Annotated in this window: 16 protein-coding genes; 9 read left to right on the forward strand and 7 right to left on the reverse strand. The window is 59.1% G+C overall.

Annotated elements, in window-relative coordinates:
• The first annotated feature begins 92 nt into the window (after window positions 1-92).
• Window positions 93-2,408, forward strand: coding sequence for an ATP-binding protein (locus D1820_RS03605; protein WP_096871276.1), 2,316 nt, complete (start codon window positions 93-95; stop codon window positions 2,406-2,408).
• A gap of 62 nt (window positions 2,409-2,470) precedes the next feature.
• On the opposite strand, the gene D1820_RS03610 is transcribed toward D1820_RS03605, so the two are convergent.
• A complete protein-coding gene (locus tag D1820_RS03610; RefSeq protein WP_118067908.1) occupies window positions 2,471-3,064 on the reverse strand; it encodes a gamma-glutamyl kinase in 594 nt (197 codons plus the stop codon).
• A gap of 204 nt (window positions 3,065-3,268) precedes the next feature.
• On the opposite strand from D1820_RS03610, the gene recA reads away from it, so the two are divergent.
• The 3 genes from recA (at window position 3,269) to D1820_RS03625 (ending at window position 7,584) form a co-directional block, all read left to right on the forward strand.
• Window positions 3,269-4,336 (forward strand): recombinase RecA, encoded by a 1,068-nt coding sequence (recA, locus tag D1820_RS03615; protein WP_096789140.1) that lies wholly within the window; start codon window positions 3,269-3,271, stop codon window positions 4,334-4,336.
• Between the two features lie 214 nt (window positions 4,337-4,550).
• The gene (gene alaS / locus D1820_RS03620) at window positions 4,551-7,202 is read left to right on the forward strand and encodes an alanine--tRNA ligase (protein ID WP_118067909.1); all 2,652 of its coding nucleotides are present in this window, start codon (window positions 4,551-4,553) and stop codon (window positions 7,200-7,202) included.
• A 94-nt stretch (window positions 7,203-7,296) separates the two neighbouring features.
• Window positions 7,297-7,584, forward strand: a complete 288-nt coding sequence (locus tag D1820_RS03625; protein ID WP_040169075.1) for a DUF1330 domain-containing protein — start codon at window positions 7,297-7,299, stop codon at window positions 7,582-7,584.
• Between the two features lie 91 nt (window positions 7,585-7,675).
• On the opposite strand, the gene D1820_RS03630 is transcribed toward D1820_RS03625, so the two are convergent.
• The 6 genes from D1820_RS03630 to D1820_RS03655 all read right to left on the reverse strand — a co-directional run bounded on the left by D1820_RS03630 (window position 7,676) and on the right by D1820_RS03655 (window position 12,791).
• Entirely contained in the window at window positions 7,676-8,257 is a 582-nt protein-coding gene (locus tag D1820_RS03630) for a VOC family protein (protein ID WP_118067910.1), read from the reverse strand.
• 117 nt (window positions 8,258-8,374) lie between these two features.
• The gene (typA, locus tag D1820_RS03635) at window positions 8,375-10,195 is read right to left on the reverse strand and encodes a translational GTPase TypA (RefSeq protein ID WP_040169077.1); all 1,821 of its coding nucleotides are present in this window, start codon (window positions 10,193-10,195) and stop codon (window positions 8,375-8,377) included.
• A 148-nt stretch (window positions 10,196-10,343) separates the two neighbouring features.
• Window positions 10,344-10,679 carry a multidrug efflux SMR transporter gene (locus D1820_RS03640; protein ID WP_118067911.1) on the reverse strand — a complete coding sequence of 112 codons (336 nt, stop codon included), beginning with the start codon at window positions 10,677-10,679 and terminating at the stop codon, window positions 10,344-10,346.
• A 45-nt stretch (window positions 10,680-10,724) separates the two neighbouring features.
• Complete coding sequence (locus D1820_RS03645; RefSeq protein ID WP_118067912.1) at window positions 10,725-11,897, reverse strand: HD domain-containing protein; 1,173 nt, start codon at window positions 11,895-11,897, stop codon at window positions 10,725-10,727.
• Window positions 11,890-12,138: a hypothetical protein gene (locus D1820_RS03650; protein WP_076615216.1), complete on the reverse strand. Its 249-nt coding sequence runs from the start codon at window positions 12,136-12,138 to the stop codon at window positions 11,890-11,892. Before D1820_RS03650 ends, D1820_RS03645 begins: the two co-directional genes overlap by 8 nt.
• Window positions 12,138-12,791, reverse strand: a complete 654-nt coding sequence (locus tag D1820_RS03655; protein ID WP_024097294.1) for an alpha/beta hydrolase — start codon at window positions 12,789-12,791, stop codon at window positions 12,138-12,140. The genes D1820_RS03650 and D1820_RS03655 overlap by 1 nt, the downstream gene beginning before the upstream one ends.
• Window positions 12,792-12,979: 188 nt before the next feature.
• On the opposite strand from D1820_RS03655, the gene D1820_RS03660 reads away from it, so the two are divergent.
• From D1820_RS03660 to D1820_RS03680, 5 genes are all read left to right on the forward strand, one after another.
• On the forward strand, window positions 12,980-13,438 hold the full coding sequence (locus tag D1820_RS03660) for an Rrf2 family transcriptional regulator (RefSeq protein WP_040169082.1): 459 nt from the start codon (window positions 12,980-12,982) through the stop codon (window positions 13,436-13,438).
• A gap of 118 nt (window positions 13,439-13,556) precedes the next feature.
• The gene (locus D1820_RS03665; RefSeq protein ID WP_118067913.1) at window positions 13,557-14,600 is read left to right on the forward strand and encodes a cysteine desulfurase family protein; all 1,044 of its coding nucleotides are present in this window, start codon (window positions 13,557-13,559) and stop codon (window positions 14,598-14,600) included.
• Window positions 14,601-14,615: 15 nt separating this feature from the next.
• Window positions 14,616-16,139: a Fe-S cluster assembly protein SufB gene (gene sufB / locus D1820_RS03670; RefSeq protein WP_040169591.1), complete on the forward strand. Its 1,524-nt coding sequence runs from the start codon at window positions 14,616-14,618 to the stop codon at window positions 16,137-16,139.
• 8 nt (window positions 16,140-16,147) lie between these two features.
• Entirely contained in the window at window positions 16,148-16,522 is a 375-nt protein-coding gene (locus tag D1820_RS03675; RefSeq protein WP_118067914.1) for a hypothetical protein, read from the forward strand.
• Window positions 16,519-16,833, forward strand: coding sequence for a heavy metal-binding domain-containing protein (locus D1820_RS03680; protein WP_014879981.1), 315 nt, complete (start codon window positions 16,519-16,521; stop codon window positions 16,831-16,833). Before D1820_RS03675 ends, D1820_RS03680 begins: the two co-directional genes overlap by 4 nt.
• Window positions 16,834-16,852 lie beyond the last annotated feature (19 nt).

Genomic DNA, 16,852 nt, shown 5'->3' on the forward strand with positions numbered 1-16,852 from the left:
GACTTTAAGGCAATTCGGATCCTGCAGTCTTAACGCAGTTTTAACCTAATTCGTCTCGATATAAGCACATTAATTTCATCGAGGGAGCCGCAATGAACGGTCGCCATGCTTCACCCGTTCCCCAGTTGCGCGTCTACACGCCGGAACATGCTCGCCTGGCGGCGGTTTTGCTTTTGTCGGCCATGGTCATCACTGCGCCTTGGCTGCTCCAGACGCCAGAATGGATCACACGCGGGCTTGTGACGGTTGGCCTGACGCTGATTGCCGTCGCGCTGATGATGCTGGTGCAGGCGCGCACACGGTTGCGGGCGCGCTCAATGGCGGCAGCACTTCTCACCGGGTTCATCGAGAAGGACGCGACCGCGACCTTCGTCTGTGATGATGATGGGATGATCCATGCCTCCAACGGGGCCGCGCTGAAACGGTTTGCCGATGCCGATACCGAGACGCTGGCCGGCACGTTGCGTTCGATCCTTGCCAACCCCTCGGCGGTTCTGTTCCGCCTGCAAAGTCGCGCCCGTGTTGATGGGGCTGCGCGCGAAGATATCGTGACCCGTCGTGGCCATGTACGGCTGGCGGTCCATCAGATGCAGGGCGGTAGCTTTTTGTGGCGGGTGGAGGAGATCACGGATCGACCCACCACCAGCCGTGGCGCCGATGCGGTGCCAATTCCGATGCTGACGGTTGGGCGCACCGGGGCAGTCCTGTTCATGAACGAGGCGGCCCGCGGGGTGATTGGTGAACGGGTGAAGTCCACCGACCGCCTATTTACATCGTTGCCGGTGCTGTCCGGACAGATCAACACCATGAGCACCAAGACTGGGCTGATTGAGGTTCTGGTCTGCGAGAAGAACCGCAGTCAGGGGCGCAGCGAGCTGTATTTCCTGCAGTTGGATGATAGCGAAACCTCGGTTGGACAGGCCTCTCTCGAGAGCCTGCCGGTGCCATTTGTGAAGGTTGATCCGAAGGGGGCGCTGATCTCGGCCAATAAGATGGGGATGCACCTGCTGGGCATCAGCTCCTGCGGCAATCTGAATATCGGCCAGCTGATGGATGGTCTTGGCCGTCCGATGTCGGACTGGCTGCGCGACACCGCTGACGGCCAAGCCTCGCACAAGTCCGAGTTCCTGCGTCTGACGCGCCGTGACAAGGAAGTGTTTGTGCAGGTGACCCTGACACGGGTCATTGAGGAGGGCGAAACCGTCCTCATCGCGGTGCTGAACGATGCGACCGAACTGAAGACGCTTGAGGCGCAATTTGTGCAGAGCCAGAAGATGCAGGCGATTGGTCAACTGGCGGGCGGCGTGGCGCATGATTTCAACAACCTTCTGACAGCCATTTCTGGGCATTGCGATCTGCTGCTGTTGCGTCATGATCAGGGCGATCAGGACTTTGGTGATCTGATCCAGATCCATGAGAACGCCAACCGCGCGGCGGCTCTTGTCAGTCAGCTGCTGGCATTCTCGCGCAAGCAGACATTGCAGCCTGAAGTTCTGGATGTGCGCGACACCCTGTCTGACCTCACCCATCTGTTGAACCGACTTGTCGGTGAGAAAGTGACGCTGACGCTGAGCCATGATCCGGTGATGCGGTCAATCCGGGCGGACAAACGTCAGCTGGAACAGGTGCTGATGAATCTGGTGGTGAATGCGCGCGATGCGATGCCACAGGGCGGCGAGATCCGGATCGAGACTGAGGCCGTGGTGCTGGATGAGCCTTTGGAACGCAACCGCGCGGTTGTGCCTGCTGGCGACTGGGTTACGGTCAAGGTTTCTGATGAAGGCGTCGGCATATCCCCGGATAAACTGCAGAAGGTGTTTGAACCGTTCTACACCACCAAACGGACGGGTGAGGGCACTGGCCTTGGTCTTTCGACAGCCTATGGCATCATCAAGCAGACCGGCGGCTATATCTTCGTCGACTCGATCAAAGATCAGGGCACTCAGTTCACCCTGTTCTTCCCGGTGAACACGCAGGTGGAGGCGGAAGCCGCTGCTGCGATCACTGTAGATACCACCGCAAAACCGGTCGCCGCCCAGCACGGCGAAGGGGTTGTTCTTCTGGTGGAGGACGAAGCACCCGTACGGGCCTTTGCGTCCCGCGCGCTGCGGATGCGCGGCTATACGGTGCTTGAGGCGGAATCTGCCGAGGATGCATTGCGCACCTTGGAAGATCCGGGTCTTACCGTCGATGTCTTCGTCACGGATGTGGTGATGCCCGGCATGGACGGGCCCAGCTGGGTGCGTGAGGCATTGAAGACGCGTCCGGATACCCGCGTGGTCTTTGTCTCCGGCTATGCCGAAGGCGCCTTTGGCGAGGCTGAACCATCGGTCCCGAATTCGGTCTTCCTGCCAAAACCCTTCTCGCTCAACCAGTTGACAGAAACCGTTCACGAACAGCTGCACTAAGCGGCTTCACTGGACTTGGAGCGGTTGTTCCTGTGGCCCGTGTGATGGCAATTCTGAACGTGTCAGCTCAGACTGGCATAAAGTGAGAACTCATCCGCCCGCTTGCGTCTGACAACCTCTAGCGCAGCACTGCTGGGGGCCAGATCGCCCGGCGGGCTGACATTCAGCCGGGGCAGGTTGATGTCGCTCTGGAGCCGCTCCTGAAGAAACCCATGGAGCGCGTCTGGGTCCTCATAGCGGAACAAATGACTGACGGCGCAGCCATTGGGCTGGGCTTCCAGAAATTTGGCCTGACTGCCGACATCGGCGTGACGCGGCGGCTTTCCTTTGCAGGCATCCCGCAGAAAATCGTCAAAACTGATCCCCAGCGTACTGTTGGCATGGCCGCGCAGATCGTCGCGCTGCCGGAACCGATACCAGCTACCCAGCCAACTGACCGGTTCACGCATGACCGCAACCAACTCCATTTCGGCATCGCAAACCTTGGCCAGCATCGGGCGAATCCAGCGATTGTAGCGGTAGACAGGGGCGTGTTTCAGCTGTGGCGGGTTCGCAAAGACCATATCGGCGCGGGCGCTCAGCGCCGCCTGATAGGCTGTGGTGCCGGTTTTGGGCACGCTCAGCAGTGCCAGTCGTTCCTTGAAAAAGATCAGCATAGCGTGAAAAATCCGCGGCTAAGACGAAGGGTCTTCCTTGGATAACACTCTCTTAACCCTCTTGGCCACCAGATCAGGGCAGGAGTGGCCACGTCAGATTTTCATTGCAATGTTCTCCTTTTGATCTCATATAGAACAAGAAGCGAACAAAGCAGTGATTGCCGCCCGCTCGCGGGTGTGACACATAGAAAGGGACAAGGGACTATGGCGGATCTTTTGACCATGAAAGACAATAAGAAGAGCGGCGACAAACAAAAGGCGCTTGATAGCGCTCTGGCGCAGATTGAGCGGCAGTTCGGCAAGGGCTCCATTATGAAGCTCGGTGACGGCAACCCCCTGAACGAGATCGAGGCGTCGTCGACCGGATCGTTGGGGCTGGATATCGCCCTTGGCATCGGCGGTTTGCCGATGGGGCGTATCGTCGAAATCTACGGCCCTGAAAGCTCGGGCAAGACCACGCTGACCCTGCATTGTATTGCAGAGCAGCAGAAGAAAGGTGGCGTTTGCGCCTTTGTGGATGCGGAACATGCGCTTGATCCGCAGTATGCGGCCAAGCTGGGTGTCGATCTGGACGAGCTGCTGATTTCACAGCCCGATACCGGTGAGCAGGCCCTGGAGATCACCGATACGCTGGTGCGCTCCGGCGCAGTGAATATGGTGATTGTGGACTCCGTTGCAGCCCTCACACCAAAGTCGGAGCTGGAAGGCGACATGGGCGACAGCAATGTCGGCGTGCAGGCCCGTTTGATGAGCCAGGCCATGCGCAAACTGACTGGCTCCATCAGCCGTTCCAACTGCATGGTGATTTTCATCAACCAGATCCGGATGAAGATTGGCGTCATGTTCGGCTCACCCGAAACCACAACAGGCGGCAACGCGTTGAAATTCTACTCCTCCGTCCGTCTGGATATCCGCCGCATTGGCGCGATCAAGGACCGGGACGAGGTTGTCGGCAACGCAACCCGCGTGAAGGTCGTCAAGAACAAGGTGGCCCCACCGTTCAAACAGGTTGAATTCGACATCATGTATGGTGAAGGCATCTCCAAGATGGGCGAACTGCTGGATCTGGGTGTGGCCGCAGGTGTTGTCGCGAAATCCGGGGCTTGGTTCTCCTACGGGGATGAGCGTATCGGGCAGGGACGTGAAAATGCCAAAACCTATCTGCGCGAAAACGCCCATATCGCCTTTGATATCGAAGATAAGATCCGCGCGGCTCATGGGCTTGAGTTTGACCGGCCGGAAGGTGCGGATGATGACATCCTGGAAGCCTGACGACAGGGGCGCAGGTCGCCCGGTCACGTGCCATGGATGCGGCAGCGCCCGTTCATAAGCACAGATGACGCCGTAAGAATCTGATCAAATCAGGGCGCGGACCTCTCCGCGCCCTTTTTCATGTCGGCTTTCCGCACCGCAGCGCTGGACAGGCTCTCTGGGGGCGGATACATCTTCCCGAACCGCTGAGACAGCCAGCCGAGAGATCCCGATTATGCCGACGCTCAATGATATCCGCTCTACCTTTCTGAACTACTTTGCCAAGCAGGGGCATGAGGTGGTGTCCTCCAGCCCGCTGGTGCCGCGCAATGACCCGACCCTGATGTTTGCCAACTCTGGCATGGTTCAGTTCAAAAACTGTTTTACCGGGGTTGAAACCCGTGATTACAAACGCGCGACGACCTCGCAGAAATGTGTGCGGGCAGGCGGCAAGCACAACGACCTCGACAATGTCGGCTATACCGCGCGTCACCATACGTTCTTTGAAATGCTGGGGAATTTCTCCTTTGGCGACTACTTCAAGGAAGAGGCGATCACCTTTGCCTGGGAGCTGATCACCAAGGAATTTGGCATCGACAAGAACCGTCTGCTGACCACGGTGTATCACACCGATGACGAGGCGTTCGAGATCTGGAAGAAGGTCGGCGTGCCGGAAGACCGGATCATTCGCATCGATACCTCCGACAATTTCTGGCAGATGGGGCCGACTGGTCCCTGTGGGCCCTGCACCGAGATTTTTTATGATCACGGCGATCACATCTGGGGTGGCCCTCCGGGCAGCGCTGATGAAGATGGCGACCGGTTCATCGAGATCTGGAATGTCGTCTTCATGCAGAACGAGCAATTCGAAGACGGCACGATGAAGGCGCTCGACATGCAGTCGATCGACACTGGCATGGGGCTGGAACGGATCGGCGCACTGTTGCAGGGCAGCCATGACAACTACGACACCGACCTGTTCAAGGCGCTGATCGAGGCCTCGGCCGATGTGACCAATGTGGATCCCTATGGGGACCAGAACGTGCACCACCGGGTGATTGCGGACCATCTGCGGTCGACATCCTTCCTGATGGCTGATGGTGTGATGCCATCGAATGACGGGCGCGGCTATGTGCTGCGCCGCATTATGCGCCGCGCGATGCGTCATGCGCATTTGCTGGGTGCCAAGGATCCGGTGATGCACCGTCTGGTCCCGGCGCTGGTGCAGCAGATGGGGGCAGCCTATCCCGAACTGGGGCGCGCGCAGCCGATGATCGAAGAGACGCTGCATCAGGAAGAAACCCGTTTCAAGCAGACGCTGGATCGTGGCCTGAAACTGCTGGATGACGAGCTGGCCGGTCTGGATGAGGGCGCACCGCTGCCCGGTGCTGCGGCGTTCAAACTGTATGACACTTTCGGCTTCCCGCTGGATCTGACCCAGGATGCCTTGCGCGAAAAAGGGCGGACCGTGGACACCGACGGGTTCGACAGCGCTATGGCGGAGCAGAAGGCCAAGGCGCGGGCGGCCTGGTCCGGGTCAGGTGAATCTGCGGATAGCACCATCTGGTTTGATGTTGCCGATCAGGCGGGCACCACTGATTTCCTTGGCTATGAGACCGAGGCAGCTGAAGGTCAGATCATGGCGCTTGTGGTTGATGGCGCTCAGGTTGCCGAAGCCGGGGCCGGCACTGACGTGCAGGTGGTGCTGAACCAGACGCCGTTTTATGCGGAGTCCGGTGGCCAGGTCGGCGACAGTGGTGAGATCCGTGTCGAGGGTGGCGTGGTTCGGGTGACGGACACCAAGAAAGCGGCTGGCGTGTTCATCCACTTTGGCAAGGTCGAAAGCGGCCTGATCACCAAAGGTGCCGCAGCCCAGTTGGAGGTCGATCACATCCGCCGTAACGCCATCCGCGCCAACCATTCGGCGACGCACCTGCTACATGAGGCTCTGCGCGAGGCGCTGGGGGATCATGTGGCGCAGCGCGGTTCGCTCAATGCGGATGACCGGCTGCGGTTCGACTTCAGCCACAACAAGGCGCTGAGCGCGGAAGAACTGCGCCGGGTGGCCGTTGATGTGAACCGGTTTATTCGCCAGAACACTGCCGTCGAAACCCGCATTATGACGCCGGATGATGCCCGCGCCTTGGGCGCGCAGGCGCTGTTTGGCGAGAAATACGGCGATGAGGTGCGCGTCGTCTCCATGGGTGAGGCCGACACCGGCAAGGGACAGGATGGTACCACCTATTCGATCGAGCTGTGCGGCGGCACCCATGTGCGCCAAACCGGGGACATCGGCACCTTTGTGATCCTGAGTGACAGTGCTTCCTCTGCTGGGGTGCGTCGGATCGAGGCACTGACCGGCGCAGAAGCCTTTGCTCATCTGGACCGGGAGGCCCTGCGAATGGCGGAGGTCGCCAATAGTCTCAAGGCACAGCCGGAGGAGGTCATGGACCGTCTCAAGGCGCTGATGGATGAACGCAAGGCGCTGCAGAACGAGGTGTCGCAGCTGAAACAACAGGTTGCCATGGGCGGCGGCGCTGGTGGCGGATCCGAGACCAAAGAAATTGGTGGCAAGACCTTCCTCGGTCAGGCGCTGGAAGGTGTTTCGGGCAAGGATCTGCGCGGATTGATTGATGCCCATAAGCAGAAAATCGGCTCCGGTGTGATCCTGTTGATCGCCAATGACGGCGGCAAGGTGGCGGTGGCCGCGGGTGTCACGGATGATCTGACGGCAGAAGTGTCTGCGGTTGATGTCTTGAAAGCAGCCGTTCCGGCGGTCGGCGGCAAAGGCGGCGGTGGTCGCCCTGATATGGCGCAGGGCGGCGGCAAAGACTTCGCTGGCGCCGAGGAGGCGATCAAGGCAGCTGAGACCCTGTTGGCTGGGTAACACATCTGTTTGATCATCTGATCAAAAATGACTTGGTCTTTCCGGCAATTCCCGTAACCTGCCGGAAAGATCGTCAGACAAAGGAACGTCCCCGATGCCAGCACTCTGGATTGCACATGTCACCGTCACCGACGCAGACGCTTACGGCAAATACGCTGAATTGGCCGGCCCGGCGGTTGCCAAACATGGCGGTCAGTTCATCGCCCGTGGTGGCCGGTTTGTGCAGCTGGAAGGCAAGGAACGTCCGCGCAATGTCGTGGCAAAATTCCCCAGCGTCGATGCCGCGGTGGAGTGCTATAACAGCCCCGAATACCAAGAGGCGCTGAGCCATGCCCGTGACGCCTCCGAGCGGGAGCTGATGGTGGTTGAGATCAGCGAATAAGCACTGATCAGCCTCTTGCAGATGTGATGAGAGCGGCCTTTGGCCGCTCTTTTTCATTTTTCAAAGCGCTGTTGGCAGTGTGGCAGATCTCTCAATAGGGATTGCGGGGTGAGCGATCCTCAGACAGGGTCTGTTGCCGCCGCTCAACCAGCTGCTCTATCGCGTCGGCCAGGTGTTTTTCCTGAATATTATAGTCTCCGGCAGCTACCCGGATCTTATGTGCGGTGATCATCACATCCGCATGGGAGCACCCCATCGGCGGGTCAAATTTGTAGCAGGCGAGCTCGATCAGCAACCCCATCGGATCCTTGAAGTAGATCGAATCCATGAAGCCGCGATCCTTCGGACCGGAATGTCCGATGCCGCGCTCGTTGAGCCGTTCAACGGCCTGGGCAAAAGTGGCCTTAGAGACGTTGAAGGCCAGATGATGGACGCAGCCAGGGTCCGTCGGCGTACGACGACGGTCAGCCGTGCGGGTCTCATTGGTGAAGACGGTGATCAAGCGGCCATCGCCGGGATCGAAGTAGAGATGCCCTTCGTCCGGGTCGTCAAGATTGGGCTGGTCGAAGATGAACGGCATGCCCAGCACGCCCTCCCAGAAATCGATTGACGTCTGCCGGTCGGCACCGGTCAGGGTGATATGGTGAACGCCCTGAACCTGTAGTTTGCGCATGCTGTCTTTCCCTTGGATGAACCCCTGTTTCTCGCAGGGTAGCACGCGGCAAACGAATAGCAAAAAGGCCGCCCTGAATTCTGGGCGGCCTCTGATATTTTCTGTATCGACTGTATCTTAAGCGTTGGCGCGGGCCATCCGCTTGCGCTCATGCGGGTCGAGGTAGCGCTTGCGCAGACGCACGGAGTTCGGGGTCACCTCCACCAGCTCATCATCGTCGATATAAGCAATCGCCTCTTCCAGCGAGAGCTTCATCGGCGTTGTCAGGCGCACCGCATCGTCGGTGCCGGAGGCACGAACGTTGGTCAGTTTCTTGCCTTTCAGCGGGTTCACCTCAAGATCATTGTCACGGCTGTGCTCGCCAATGATCATGCCGGTGTAGACGTCTTCCTGAGCGCCGATCATCATCTTGCCGCGCTCTTCCAGGTTCCACAGGGCATAGGCGACCGAGGTGCCGTTTTCCATGGAAATCAGAACACCCGCGCGACGTCCAGGAATGGAGCCTTTGTGCGGGGTCCAGCCGTGGAACACGCGGTTCAGAACGCCGGTGCCGCGGGTGTCGGTCAGGAACTCCCCGTGATAGCCGATAAGGCCACGGGAGGGGACATGCGCGATGATACGGGTCTTGCCAACGCCTGCCGGTTTCATCTCGACCAACTCACCCTTGCGGTGACCGGTCAACTTCTCGATGACGACGCCGGAATATTCATCATCGACGTCGATGGTGGCTTCCTCAACCGGCTCCATGCGGACGCCGTCTTCTTCTTTGAACAGAACCTGCGGACGGGAGATCGACAGTTCAAAGCCTTCGCGGCGCATGTTCTCGATCAGAACACCCATCTGGAGTTCGCCGCGACCGGCAACCTCAAAGGCCTCGCCGCCTGGGGTATCGGAGATCTGAATCGCGACGTTGGATTCGGCTTCCTTCATCAGACGATCGCGAATGACGCGGGACTGAACTTTCTTGCCGTCGCGACCCGCCAGCGGGCTGTCATTGATGCCAAAGGTGACGGTGATGGTGGGCGGGTCAATCGGCTGCGCGGGCAGGGCGTCATTGACGGAGGTATCCACCAGCGAGTCCGCCACGGTTGCCTTGGTCATCCCCGCGATGGAGACGATATCGCCGGCCTCGGCGACGTCGATGGCCTGCTGGCCAAGACCACGGAAGGCCAGAACCTTGGTGCAGCGGAAGTTCTCGATCAGGTCGCCTTCACGGCTCAGCGCTTTGAGGTTGTCGCCCGCCTTCAGCGTACCGGATTCAACACGGCCGGTCAGGATGCGACCCATGAAAGGATCGGCGCCCAGTGTGGTGGCGAGCATGCGGAACGGCTCGTCTTTGTGCTCAATCTGCTTTGGCGCAGGGACGTGATCCACGATGAGGTCGAACAGGGCGGAGAGATCCTTGCGCGGGCCGTCCAGTTCCATATCAGCCCAACCGGAGCGACCGGACGCATACATGGATGGGAAGTCCAGCTGATCATCATCGGCGCCGAGGTTGGCGAAGAGGTCAAAACACTGGTCCAGCGCGCGATCAGGCTCACCATCGGGTTTATCGACCTTGTTCACGACCACAATCGGGCGCAGACCCAGTGCCAGCGCCTTAGAGGTCACGAATTTGGTCTGTGGCATCGGACCTTCAGCGGCGTCCACCAGCAGGACAACACCGTCCACCATCGACAGGATCCGCTCAACCTCGCCGCCGAAATCGGCGTGGCCGGGGGTGTCGACGATGTTGATCCGGGTGCCGTTCCACTCCACCGAAGTGGCCTTGGCCAGAATTGTGATGCCCCGCTCGCGTTCCAGATCGTTGCTGTCCATGGCGCGTTCCGCCACAGCCTGGTTTTCGCGGAAGGCGCCGGATTGTTTCAGAAGCTCGTCAACCAGGGTGGTTTTCCCGTGGTCCACGTGAGCAATGATCGCAATGTTGCGCAGGTCCATGACGTCAGCCTTTGTAAGGAAGTTGACGCGCGCATAGCGTGATAGGCCACCAAAGGCCAGAGGAAATGCATCTTTTTGCCCGCGTGGCCCCAATCGAGCCCGTGTTGTGGCGTTTGGCTGGCCATACGTGAGGACGCGCTGATGGCTGTCAATGTCCGGTGGTGTTGGAAAACAAATGGATCACCAGGATGCCGACCAGGATCAGCAACAATCCCAGAACAGCAGGCAGATCAAGCCGTTGTCCGAATACAACCCAGCCAATGATCGCAATGAGGAAAATGCCAAGGCCGGACCAGATCGCATAGACGATCCCGACAGGCATGTGCCGCAGGGTGAGCGCCATGAGGTAAAACGCCAACCCATAGCCAACCACCACGAGAATTGACGGGCCAAGCCGGGTAAATTGCTGGCTGGCCTGCAAGGCGGTGGTGCCAATGGTCTCTGCGACAACTGCCAGGACCAGATAGAGATAGTGAAGCGGCATGTTCAGACTTCCAGTGGGGATCTGCCTGCCCACGCAGCGCCCGGTTCAGGCGCTGGTGTTTTCGGCAAACCAAGGGGCAACAGTGGCCCGGACATACTCCCAGACCGCAGGTGCGCCGCGGGCGACTTTCTGGCCGACGCGGGCCTCCAGCTGCGCCAGAGTGACGTTATATTCCCGCCAGCTGCCGCCCCCGGACATCAGGTTCAGCAAGACCGGCTGCACGCGATCAATGGCCTTGGCATAGACCGCTTCGGCGCTTTCGGCGGCTTCGAACTCCTCCCAGATGCTGCGGAAGGGCTGACCCTGATTTTCTGGCAGAAGGGCGAAGATCCGTTCTGCAGCGGCCTGTTCACTTGCGGCGATGGCAGCGTGATCAGCCTCCGACAGGGTCGAATGGATCGGCACATCGCCTGCATCAATTTCGACAATGTCATGCAGCATCAGCATCTGCAGCACTTTGGCCATATCAACCGGCGCGTGGCTGTGCTGGGCCAGCACCCAGGCGTAAAGCATGATGTGCCAGCTGTGTTCGGCGGAATTTTCATTGCGGCTGCCGTCGCCGAGGGTGGTTGCGCGCAGAACGGTCTTCAACGCGTCGACCTCATTGAGGAAGGCGAGGGGCGCGGTCAGCACATCCTGTGGATTGCCGCCCTCAAGCTTCGTGACCGCATGGGTGTAGACCTCAGGAAAGGCCTCTTTCAGTGCTGCGGCACGCCCGCCATAGAGATTGCCGCGGACCACCTCGATATGCGCTGCTGGCACATCCGCATTATAAAGGGTCTGAAAGATTGGCTGACAGTGATCAATGCGCTTGGCCCATTGCGCGTCGGGCGTTGTGCTTGCTTCGAACTCGCGCCACAGACCATGCAGAAAGGCAGATTGATCCGCCGGAAGCAGCGAGAACAGCCGGGTCGCGGCAACCGCTTCGGCGCTGGCAACCGCCTCCCAGTCCACATCACCGTCAATCGGATGGTCGCCCGCATCAATCTCAACCAGATCATGCAACAGCAACATCTGCACCACCCGTTCAATCGAGACGTCAGCCGGTGCAAACGGGGCCAGAACCAGCGCATAAAGCGCCAGATGCCAGCTGTGTTCGGCGGAGTTTTCGCAGCGCGAGCCGTCCAGGATCAGGTTCTGACGATCCACGCGGCGCAGCTTGTCCGCCTCCAGCAAGAAACGGAACTGGCTTTCAAGCCGCGTTGAGGTGTCAGTCATGGTCTGGGGCCTTGGATGCAATCTTGGCCTTGGCGGCGCTGATTTTGCTGTTGAGGAAGGCGCGCGCCTTACGCTCGGCAAGGCGCACCCGCATTTCAGTGAGGAAGGCTTCCTCAAGGGATTGAGACGCCGCCCCCAGAACTTGGCTCACCTCCATATAAAGGCGCTCTTCGCCGGTGGCGTCCTGTACCTTTAGCGTGTCGGCGGCCAGTTTTTGGGCCAGCGTCTCAATTGTGCCCATCAGCGGGAGCTTTCGGTGAGCCGCCGTTTGACGTAGTCGGAGACATTGTCGATCATCGGGTCCATATGAGGATCCTGGAAGAAGTGATCTGCGCCTTCGACTTCGGTATGGGTGATGGTGATGCCCTTCTGCTCATGCAGTTTGTTCACCAGGTTCACCGTATCCGCAGGCGGCGCGACGCGGTCGGCGGTCCCGTTGATGATCAGACCCGAGGACGGGCAGGGCGCCAGGAACGAGAAATCATACATATTGGCAGGCGGCGCGACCGAGATGAAACCGGTGATCTCAGGACGGCGCATCAACAGCTGCATGCCGATCCAGGCCCCAAACGAGAAACCGGCAACCCAGCAATGCTTGGAATTGTTGTTCATCGACTGCAGGTAATCCAGCGCCGATGCGGCATCGGACAATTCGCCAACGCCCTGATCATATTCGCCCTGCGATCGGCCAACGCCGCGGAAATTGAACCGCAGAACCGTAAAGCCCATGTTATAGAACGCATAATGCAGATTGTAGACGACCTTGTTGTTCATCGTTCCGCCGAACTGCGGATGCGGATGCAGCACGATGGCGATGGGCGCGTCTTTTTCTTTTTGCGGGTGATAGCGGCCTTCCAGGCGGCCTTCGGGTCCGGGAAAAATGACCTCAGGCATGTGTGGGTGAATCCTACTCTTATTTTCGGGGATGCCGCCGGGAATACTTGACGAATTCCGTAGGGCACCTTAGAACGGTTCTAATTGGTGGCAGAGGCCAAGTTTCGCTGCCGTCCCGCTGAGATACGCATTGCAGCGTTCGAGGTCAATCTTTTCGCTGTGTTGTCAGGGTCTGAGGATTTGAAAATATGAAACTTTCGACCAAAGGGCGGTATGCGATGGTGGCCTTGGCGGATATCGCCTTGCAGCCGGAGGGCAGTCTGGTGGTGTTGGGGGATATCTCCAAACGTCAGGATATCTCGCTCCCGTACCTCGAACAGCTGTTTGTCAAACTGCGCCGCAGCGGTCTTGTGGTGTCGGTGCGTGGCCCCGGTGGGGGCTACAGGCTGGCACAACCGCCCTCGGACATCCGGGTGGTTGATGTGCTGAGTGCGGTGGATGAAACCGTTGATGCCATGCACAAGGGGGCCGGAGCCTCTGGCGGGCTATCAGGGAGCCGCGCGCAATCGCTGACCAACCGTCTATGGGAGGGGCTGAGCGCGCATGTGTATGTTTTCCTGCATCAGACCCGCCTGTCGGATGTGATCGAAAATGATCTGGTGCCCTGCCCGGCGGTTCCGACCTTGTTTTCCGTGGTCGATGACTGATCCGACCCGCAAATTTGGAAATCCACACCGGCGCTGGTGCGCTGTTTTGACAAAATCAACTATCGCGTGCCTGCTCTGAGCGGCGGCGAGGGGTAAGAGCTAAGGACCAACACTGAAGATGTCGCGCGTCTATCTTGATCACAACGCTACCACGCCGCTTTGCGATGCTGCGAAGGCTGCGATGATCTTTGCCATGGAGATTTGTGGAAACCCGTCGTCAGTGCATGCTGAGGGTCGGGCCGCCAAGGCGTTGGTTGAGAAGGCGCGGGCGCAGATTGCCTCGGCTTTTGGGGCGGATGGTGCCGATATCGTCTTTACCTCCGGGTCGACTGAGGGGGCTGCCCTGGCCATGAGTGGCCGAGATCTTCATACCGCATCGGTTGAACATGACGCGGTAAGGTCCTGGGCTGTCGAAGATTTACAGGTTTCGCCTGAAGGCCATGTCCTTGTGAATGACCCGGCGACCTCTGCCCTGCAACTGGCCAACTCCGAAACGGGCATTATTCAGACGTTGCCGCAGGGGCTGGCGGTGACTGATGCGACACAGGCCTTTGGCAAGCTGCCCGTGGCCTTCAATTGGATGGGCGCAACCATGGCGCTGATTTCGGCACATAAGCTGGGCGGCCCCAAGGGGATCGGCGCGGTTGTTCTGAAACGCGGCACCGATCTGGCGGCGCAGATCAAAGGGGGCGGTCAGGAAATGGGCCGTCGGTCCGGCACCGAGAATGTTGTCGGCATCGCCGGTTTCGGCGCCGCCGCCGAAGCCGCAGCACAGGCGCTGGCCAATGGTGTGTGGGAGCGGGTTGCGATGCTGCGCGACACAATGGAAGCGGCCCTTGCAGCTGGCAGTCCCGATACTATTTTTGTTGGGACATCGGCATCACGCCTTCCCAACACCAGCTGTTTTGCGACCCCGGGCTGGAAGGGCGAAACCCAGGTCATGCAAATGGACCTCTCGGGTTTTGCGATCAGCGCAGGCAGTGCTTGCTCCAGCGGCAAGGTGCGCGCCAGCGCTGTGCTGACCGCCATGGGATATGACGAGTTAACCGCCCAGAGCGCCGTGCGCGTCTCGCTTGGGCCGGACACAACAGAAACGGATGTGCTGCGCTTTGCCGAAAGCTGGTGCGCCAAACAGAAGAAACATCGCGCCCGGGTGGCGTGAGTGCAGGAGATGACCATGACAGCATTGGATGATGTTCAGGTAAAAGAAGGCGTTGACCAGGAAACGGTCGATGCCGTCCGCGAGGTTGGCGGCGCCTATAAATACGGCTGGGAAACCGATATTGAGATGGAATACGCCCCCAAGGGCCTGACCACCGATATTGTCCGGCTGATTTCGGAAAAGAACGAAGAACCGGAATGGATGCTGAACTGGCGTCTGGAAGCCTATGACCGCTGGCTGCAGAAGGAAGAACCGACCTGGGCGATGGTCGACTATCCGGAAATCGATTTTCAGGACCAGTATTACTATGCGCGCCCCAAATCGATGGAGGTGAAGCCAAAGTCGCTGGATGAGGTCGATCCGAAGCTTCTAGCGACCTACGAAAAGCTGGGTATCCCCCTGAAAGAGCAGATGATTCTGGCCGGTGTCGAGGGCGCGGAGAATATGCCAGCCGAGGGCCGCAAGGTCGCGGTCGATGCGGTGTTCGACTCCGTGTCCGTTGGCACAACCTTCCAGGAAGAGTTGAAAAAAGCGGGCGTGATCTTCTGTTCGATCTCTGAGGCGATCCGAGAGCACCCCGAACTGGTGAAGAAATACCTCGGTTCTGTCGTGCCGGTGTCCGACAACTTCTACGCAACGCTGAACTCTGCTGTGTTCTCGGACGGCTCGTTCGTTTATGTGCCGCCGGGTGTGCGCTGCCCAATGGAGCTGTCGACCTATTTCCGCATCAATGCGGAAAACACCGGCCAGTTTGAACGCACGCTGATCATCGCCGATAAAGGCAGCTATGTCAGCTACTTGGAAGGCTGTACTGCACCAGCGCGCGATATCGCCCAGCTGCACGCAGCCGTGGTGGAAATCATCATCGAAGAAGATGCCGAGGTGAAATATTCCACCGTTCAGAACTGGTACCCCGGTGATGAGAACGGCAAGGGCGGCATCTATAACTTCGTGACCAAACGCGCCGATTGCCGTGGAGATCGCTCCAAGGTGATGTGGACCCAAGTGGAAACTGGCTCTGCCGTGACCTGGAAATACCCCTCCTGCATCCTGCGCGGTGAGGAAAGCCAGGGCGAGTTCTACTCGATTGCGATTGCCAACAACATGCAGCAGGCCGACACCGGCACCAAGATGGTACATCTGGGCAAAAACACCAAGTCGCGCATCGTCTCCAAAGGCATCAGCGCGGGCAAGGCGCAGAACACCTATCGCGGCCTGGTGTCGATGCACCCGAAGGCCAAGGACAGCCGCAACTACACCCAGTGCGACAGCCTGCTGATCGGTGACAAATGCGGGGCGCATACGGTTCCCTATATCGAGGTCAAGAACAACTCCTCCCGCGTGGAGCATGAGGCGACCACCTCCAAGGTGGATGATGACCAGCTGTTCTACTGCCGCCAGCGCGGCATGGACGAGGAGGAGGCGGTGGCCCTGGTGGTCAACGGCTTCTGCAAGGACGTGCTGCAGGCGCTGCCGATGGAGTTCGCCATGGAAGCGCAGCAGCTGGTTGCGATCTCGCTGGAAGGGTCTGTGGGCTGAACCAACCAATGATGATTGACGGACGGACATATTCCTTAAGGGAGCGCCAGGAAATTGCTCGCACGGCGAAGCGCCGTGTGGGCAGTGAAGTTGCTCTTGTTGCCACCTTCGGGGGGGCGGTTTTGTTCGTCACGCTTTTCTGGTTTGGGCCCTACGTGGTTTTTCCTGTCGCCAGCGCTCTCGGAATGACCATTTCCGCGACTGGTCTCGTTCTCGCGTTCGGAACGAGTATTAGTTGTGCTCTTTTGCACGGCCTGAGGCTGAAGAAAAAAGTGAAAAGCGCCAAAGAGCTAGATGCCGCTTTTCTTTATTCGTACGCAGGAAAAAAAGCGGAAGACCTTGAAAGTAAAGGGTCCTCTGAACAAAAAGAGGCACGTTCATGATCATCACAACCACACCAAACGTCGAAGGCTACCAGATATCCGACTACAAGGGCATCGTGGTGGGCGAGGCCATCATGGGCGCCAATGTTGTGCGCGATGTTTTTGCCTCAATCACCGATATCGTTGGCGGCCGCTCCGGCGCTTATGAAAGCAAGCTGCAGGACGCGCGAGAAACCGCGCTGGCAGAGCTGGAAGACCGCGCCCGCGCCAAAGGCGCTAACGCAGTCGTCGGCGTCGATCTGGATTATGAGGTGGTCGGGCAATCCATGCTGATGGTGTCGGCCAGCGGAACAGCCGTGGTGCTCGGCTAAATAATTCGCCCCTCGGGGC

The sequence above is a fragment of the Phaeobacter sp. LSS9 genome, from assembly GCF_003443595.1.
GTDB lineage: Bacteria > Pseudomonadota > Alphaproteobacteria > Rhodobacterales > Rhodobacteraceae > Phaeobacter > Phaeobacter piscinae.

What these genes read in the sequence shown, in the direction of transcription:
- D1820_RS03640 (WP_118067911.1), bottom strand. Translation starts at nt 10,679, where the DNA reads ATGCCGCTTCACTATCTCTATCTGGTCCTGGCAGTTGTCGCAGAGACC.
- D1820_RS03625 (WP_040169075.1), top strand. Translation starts at nt 7,297, where the DNA reads ATGCCAGCACTCTGGATTGCACATGTCACCGTCACCGACGCAGACGCT.
- typA (WP_040169077.1), bottom strand. Translation starts at nt 10,195, where the DNA reads ATGGACCTGCGCAACATTGCGATCATTGCTCACGTGGACCACGGGAAA.
- D1820_RS03645 (WP_118067912.1), bottom strand. Translation starts at nt 11,897, where the DNA reads ATGACTGACACCTCAACGCGGCTTGAAAGCCAGTTCCGTTTCTTGCTG.
- D1820_RS03605 (WP_096871276.1), top strand. Translation starts at nt 93, where the DNA reads ATGAACGGTCGCCATGCTTCACCCGTTCCCCAGTTGCGCGTCTACACG.
- D1820_RS03665 (WP_118067913.1), top strand. Translation starts at nt 13,557, where the DNA reads ATGTCGCGCGTCTATCTTGATCACAACGCTACCACGCCGCTTTGCGAT.
- recA (WP_096789140.1), top strand. Translation starts at nt 3,269, where the DNA reads ATGGCGGATCTTTTGACCATGAAAGACAATAAGAAGAGCGGCGACAAA.
- alaS (WP_118067909.1), top strand. Translation starts at nt 4,551, where the DNA reads ATGCCGACGCTCAATGATATCCGCTCTACCTTTCTGAACTACTTTGCC.
- D1820_RS03610 (WP_118067908.1), bottom strand. Translation starts at nt 3,064, where the DNA reads ATGCTGATCTTTTTCAAGGAACGACTGGCACTGCTGAGCGTGCCCAAA.
- D1820_RS03660 (WP_040169082.1), top strand. Translation starts at nt 12,980, where the DNA reads ATGAAACTTTCGACCAAAGGGCGGTATGCGATGGTGGCCTTGGCGGAT.
- sufB (WP_040169591.1), top strand. Translation starts at nt 14,616, where the DNA reads ATGACAGCATTGGATGATGTTCAGGTAAAAGAAGGCGTTGACCAGGAA.
- D1820_RS03675 (WP_118067914.1), top strand. Translation starts at nt 16,148, where the DNA reads ATGATGATTGACGGACGGACATATTCCTTAAGGGAGCGCCAGGAAATT.
- D1820_RS03630 (WP_118067910.1), bottom strand. Translation starts at nt 8,257, where the DNA reads ATGCGCAAACTACAGGTTCAGGGCGTTCACCATATCACCCTGACCGGT.
- D1820_RS03680 (WP_014879981.1), top strand. Translation starts at nt 16,519, where the DNA reads ATGATCATCACAACCACACCAAACGTCGAAGGCTACCAGATATCCGAC.
- D1820_RS03655 (WP_024097294.1), bottom strand. Translation starts at nt 12,791, where the DNA reads ATGCCTGAGGTCATTTTTCCCGGACCCGAAGGCCGCCTGGAAGGCCGC.
- D1820_RS03650 (WP_076615216.1), bottom strand. Translation starts at nt 12,138, where the DNA reads ATGGGCACAATTGAGACGCTGGCCCAAAAACTGGCCGCCGACACGCTA.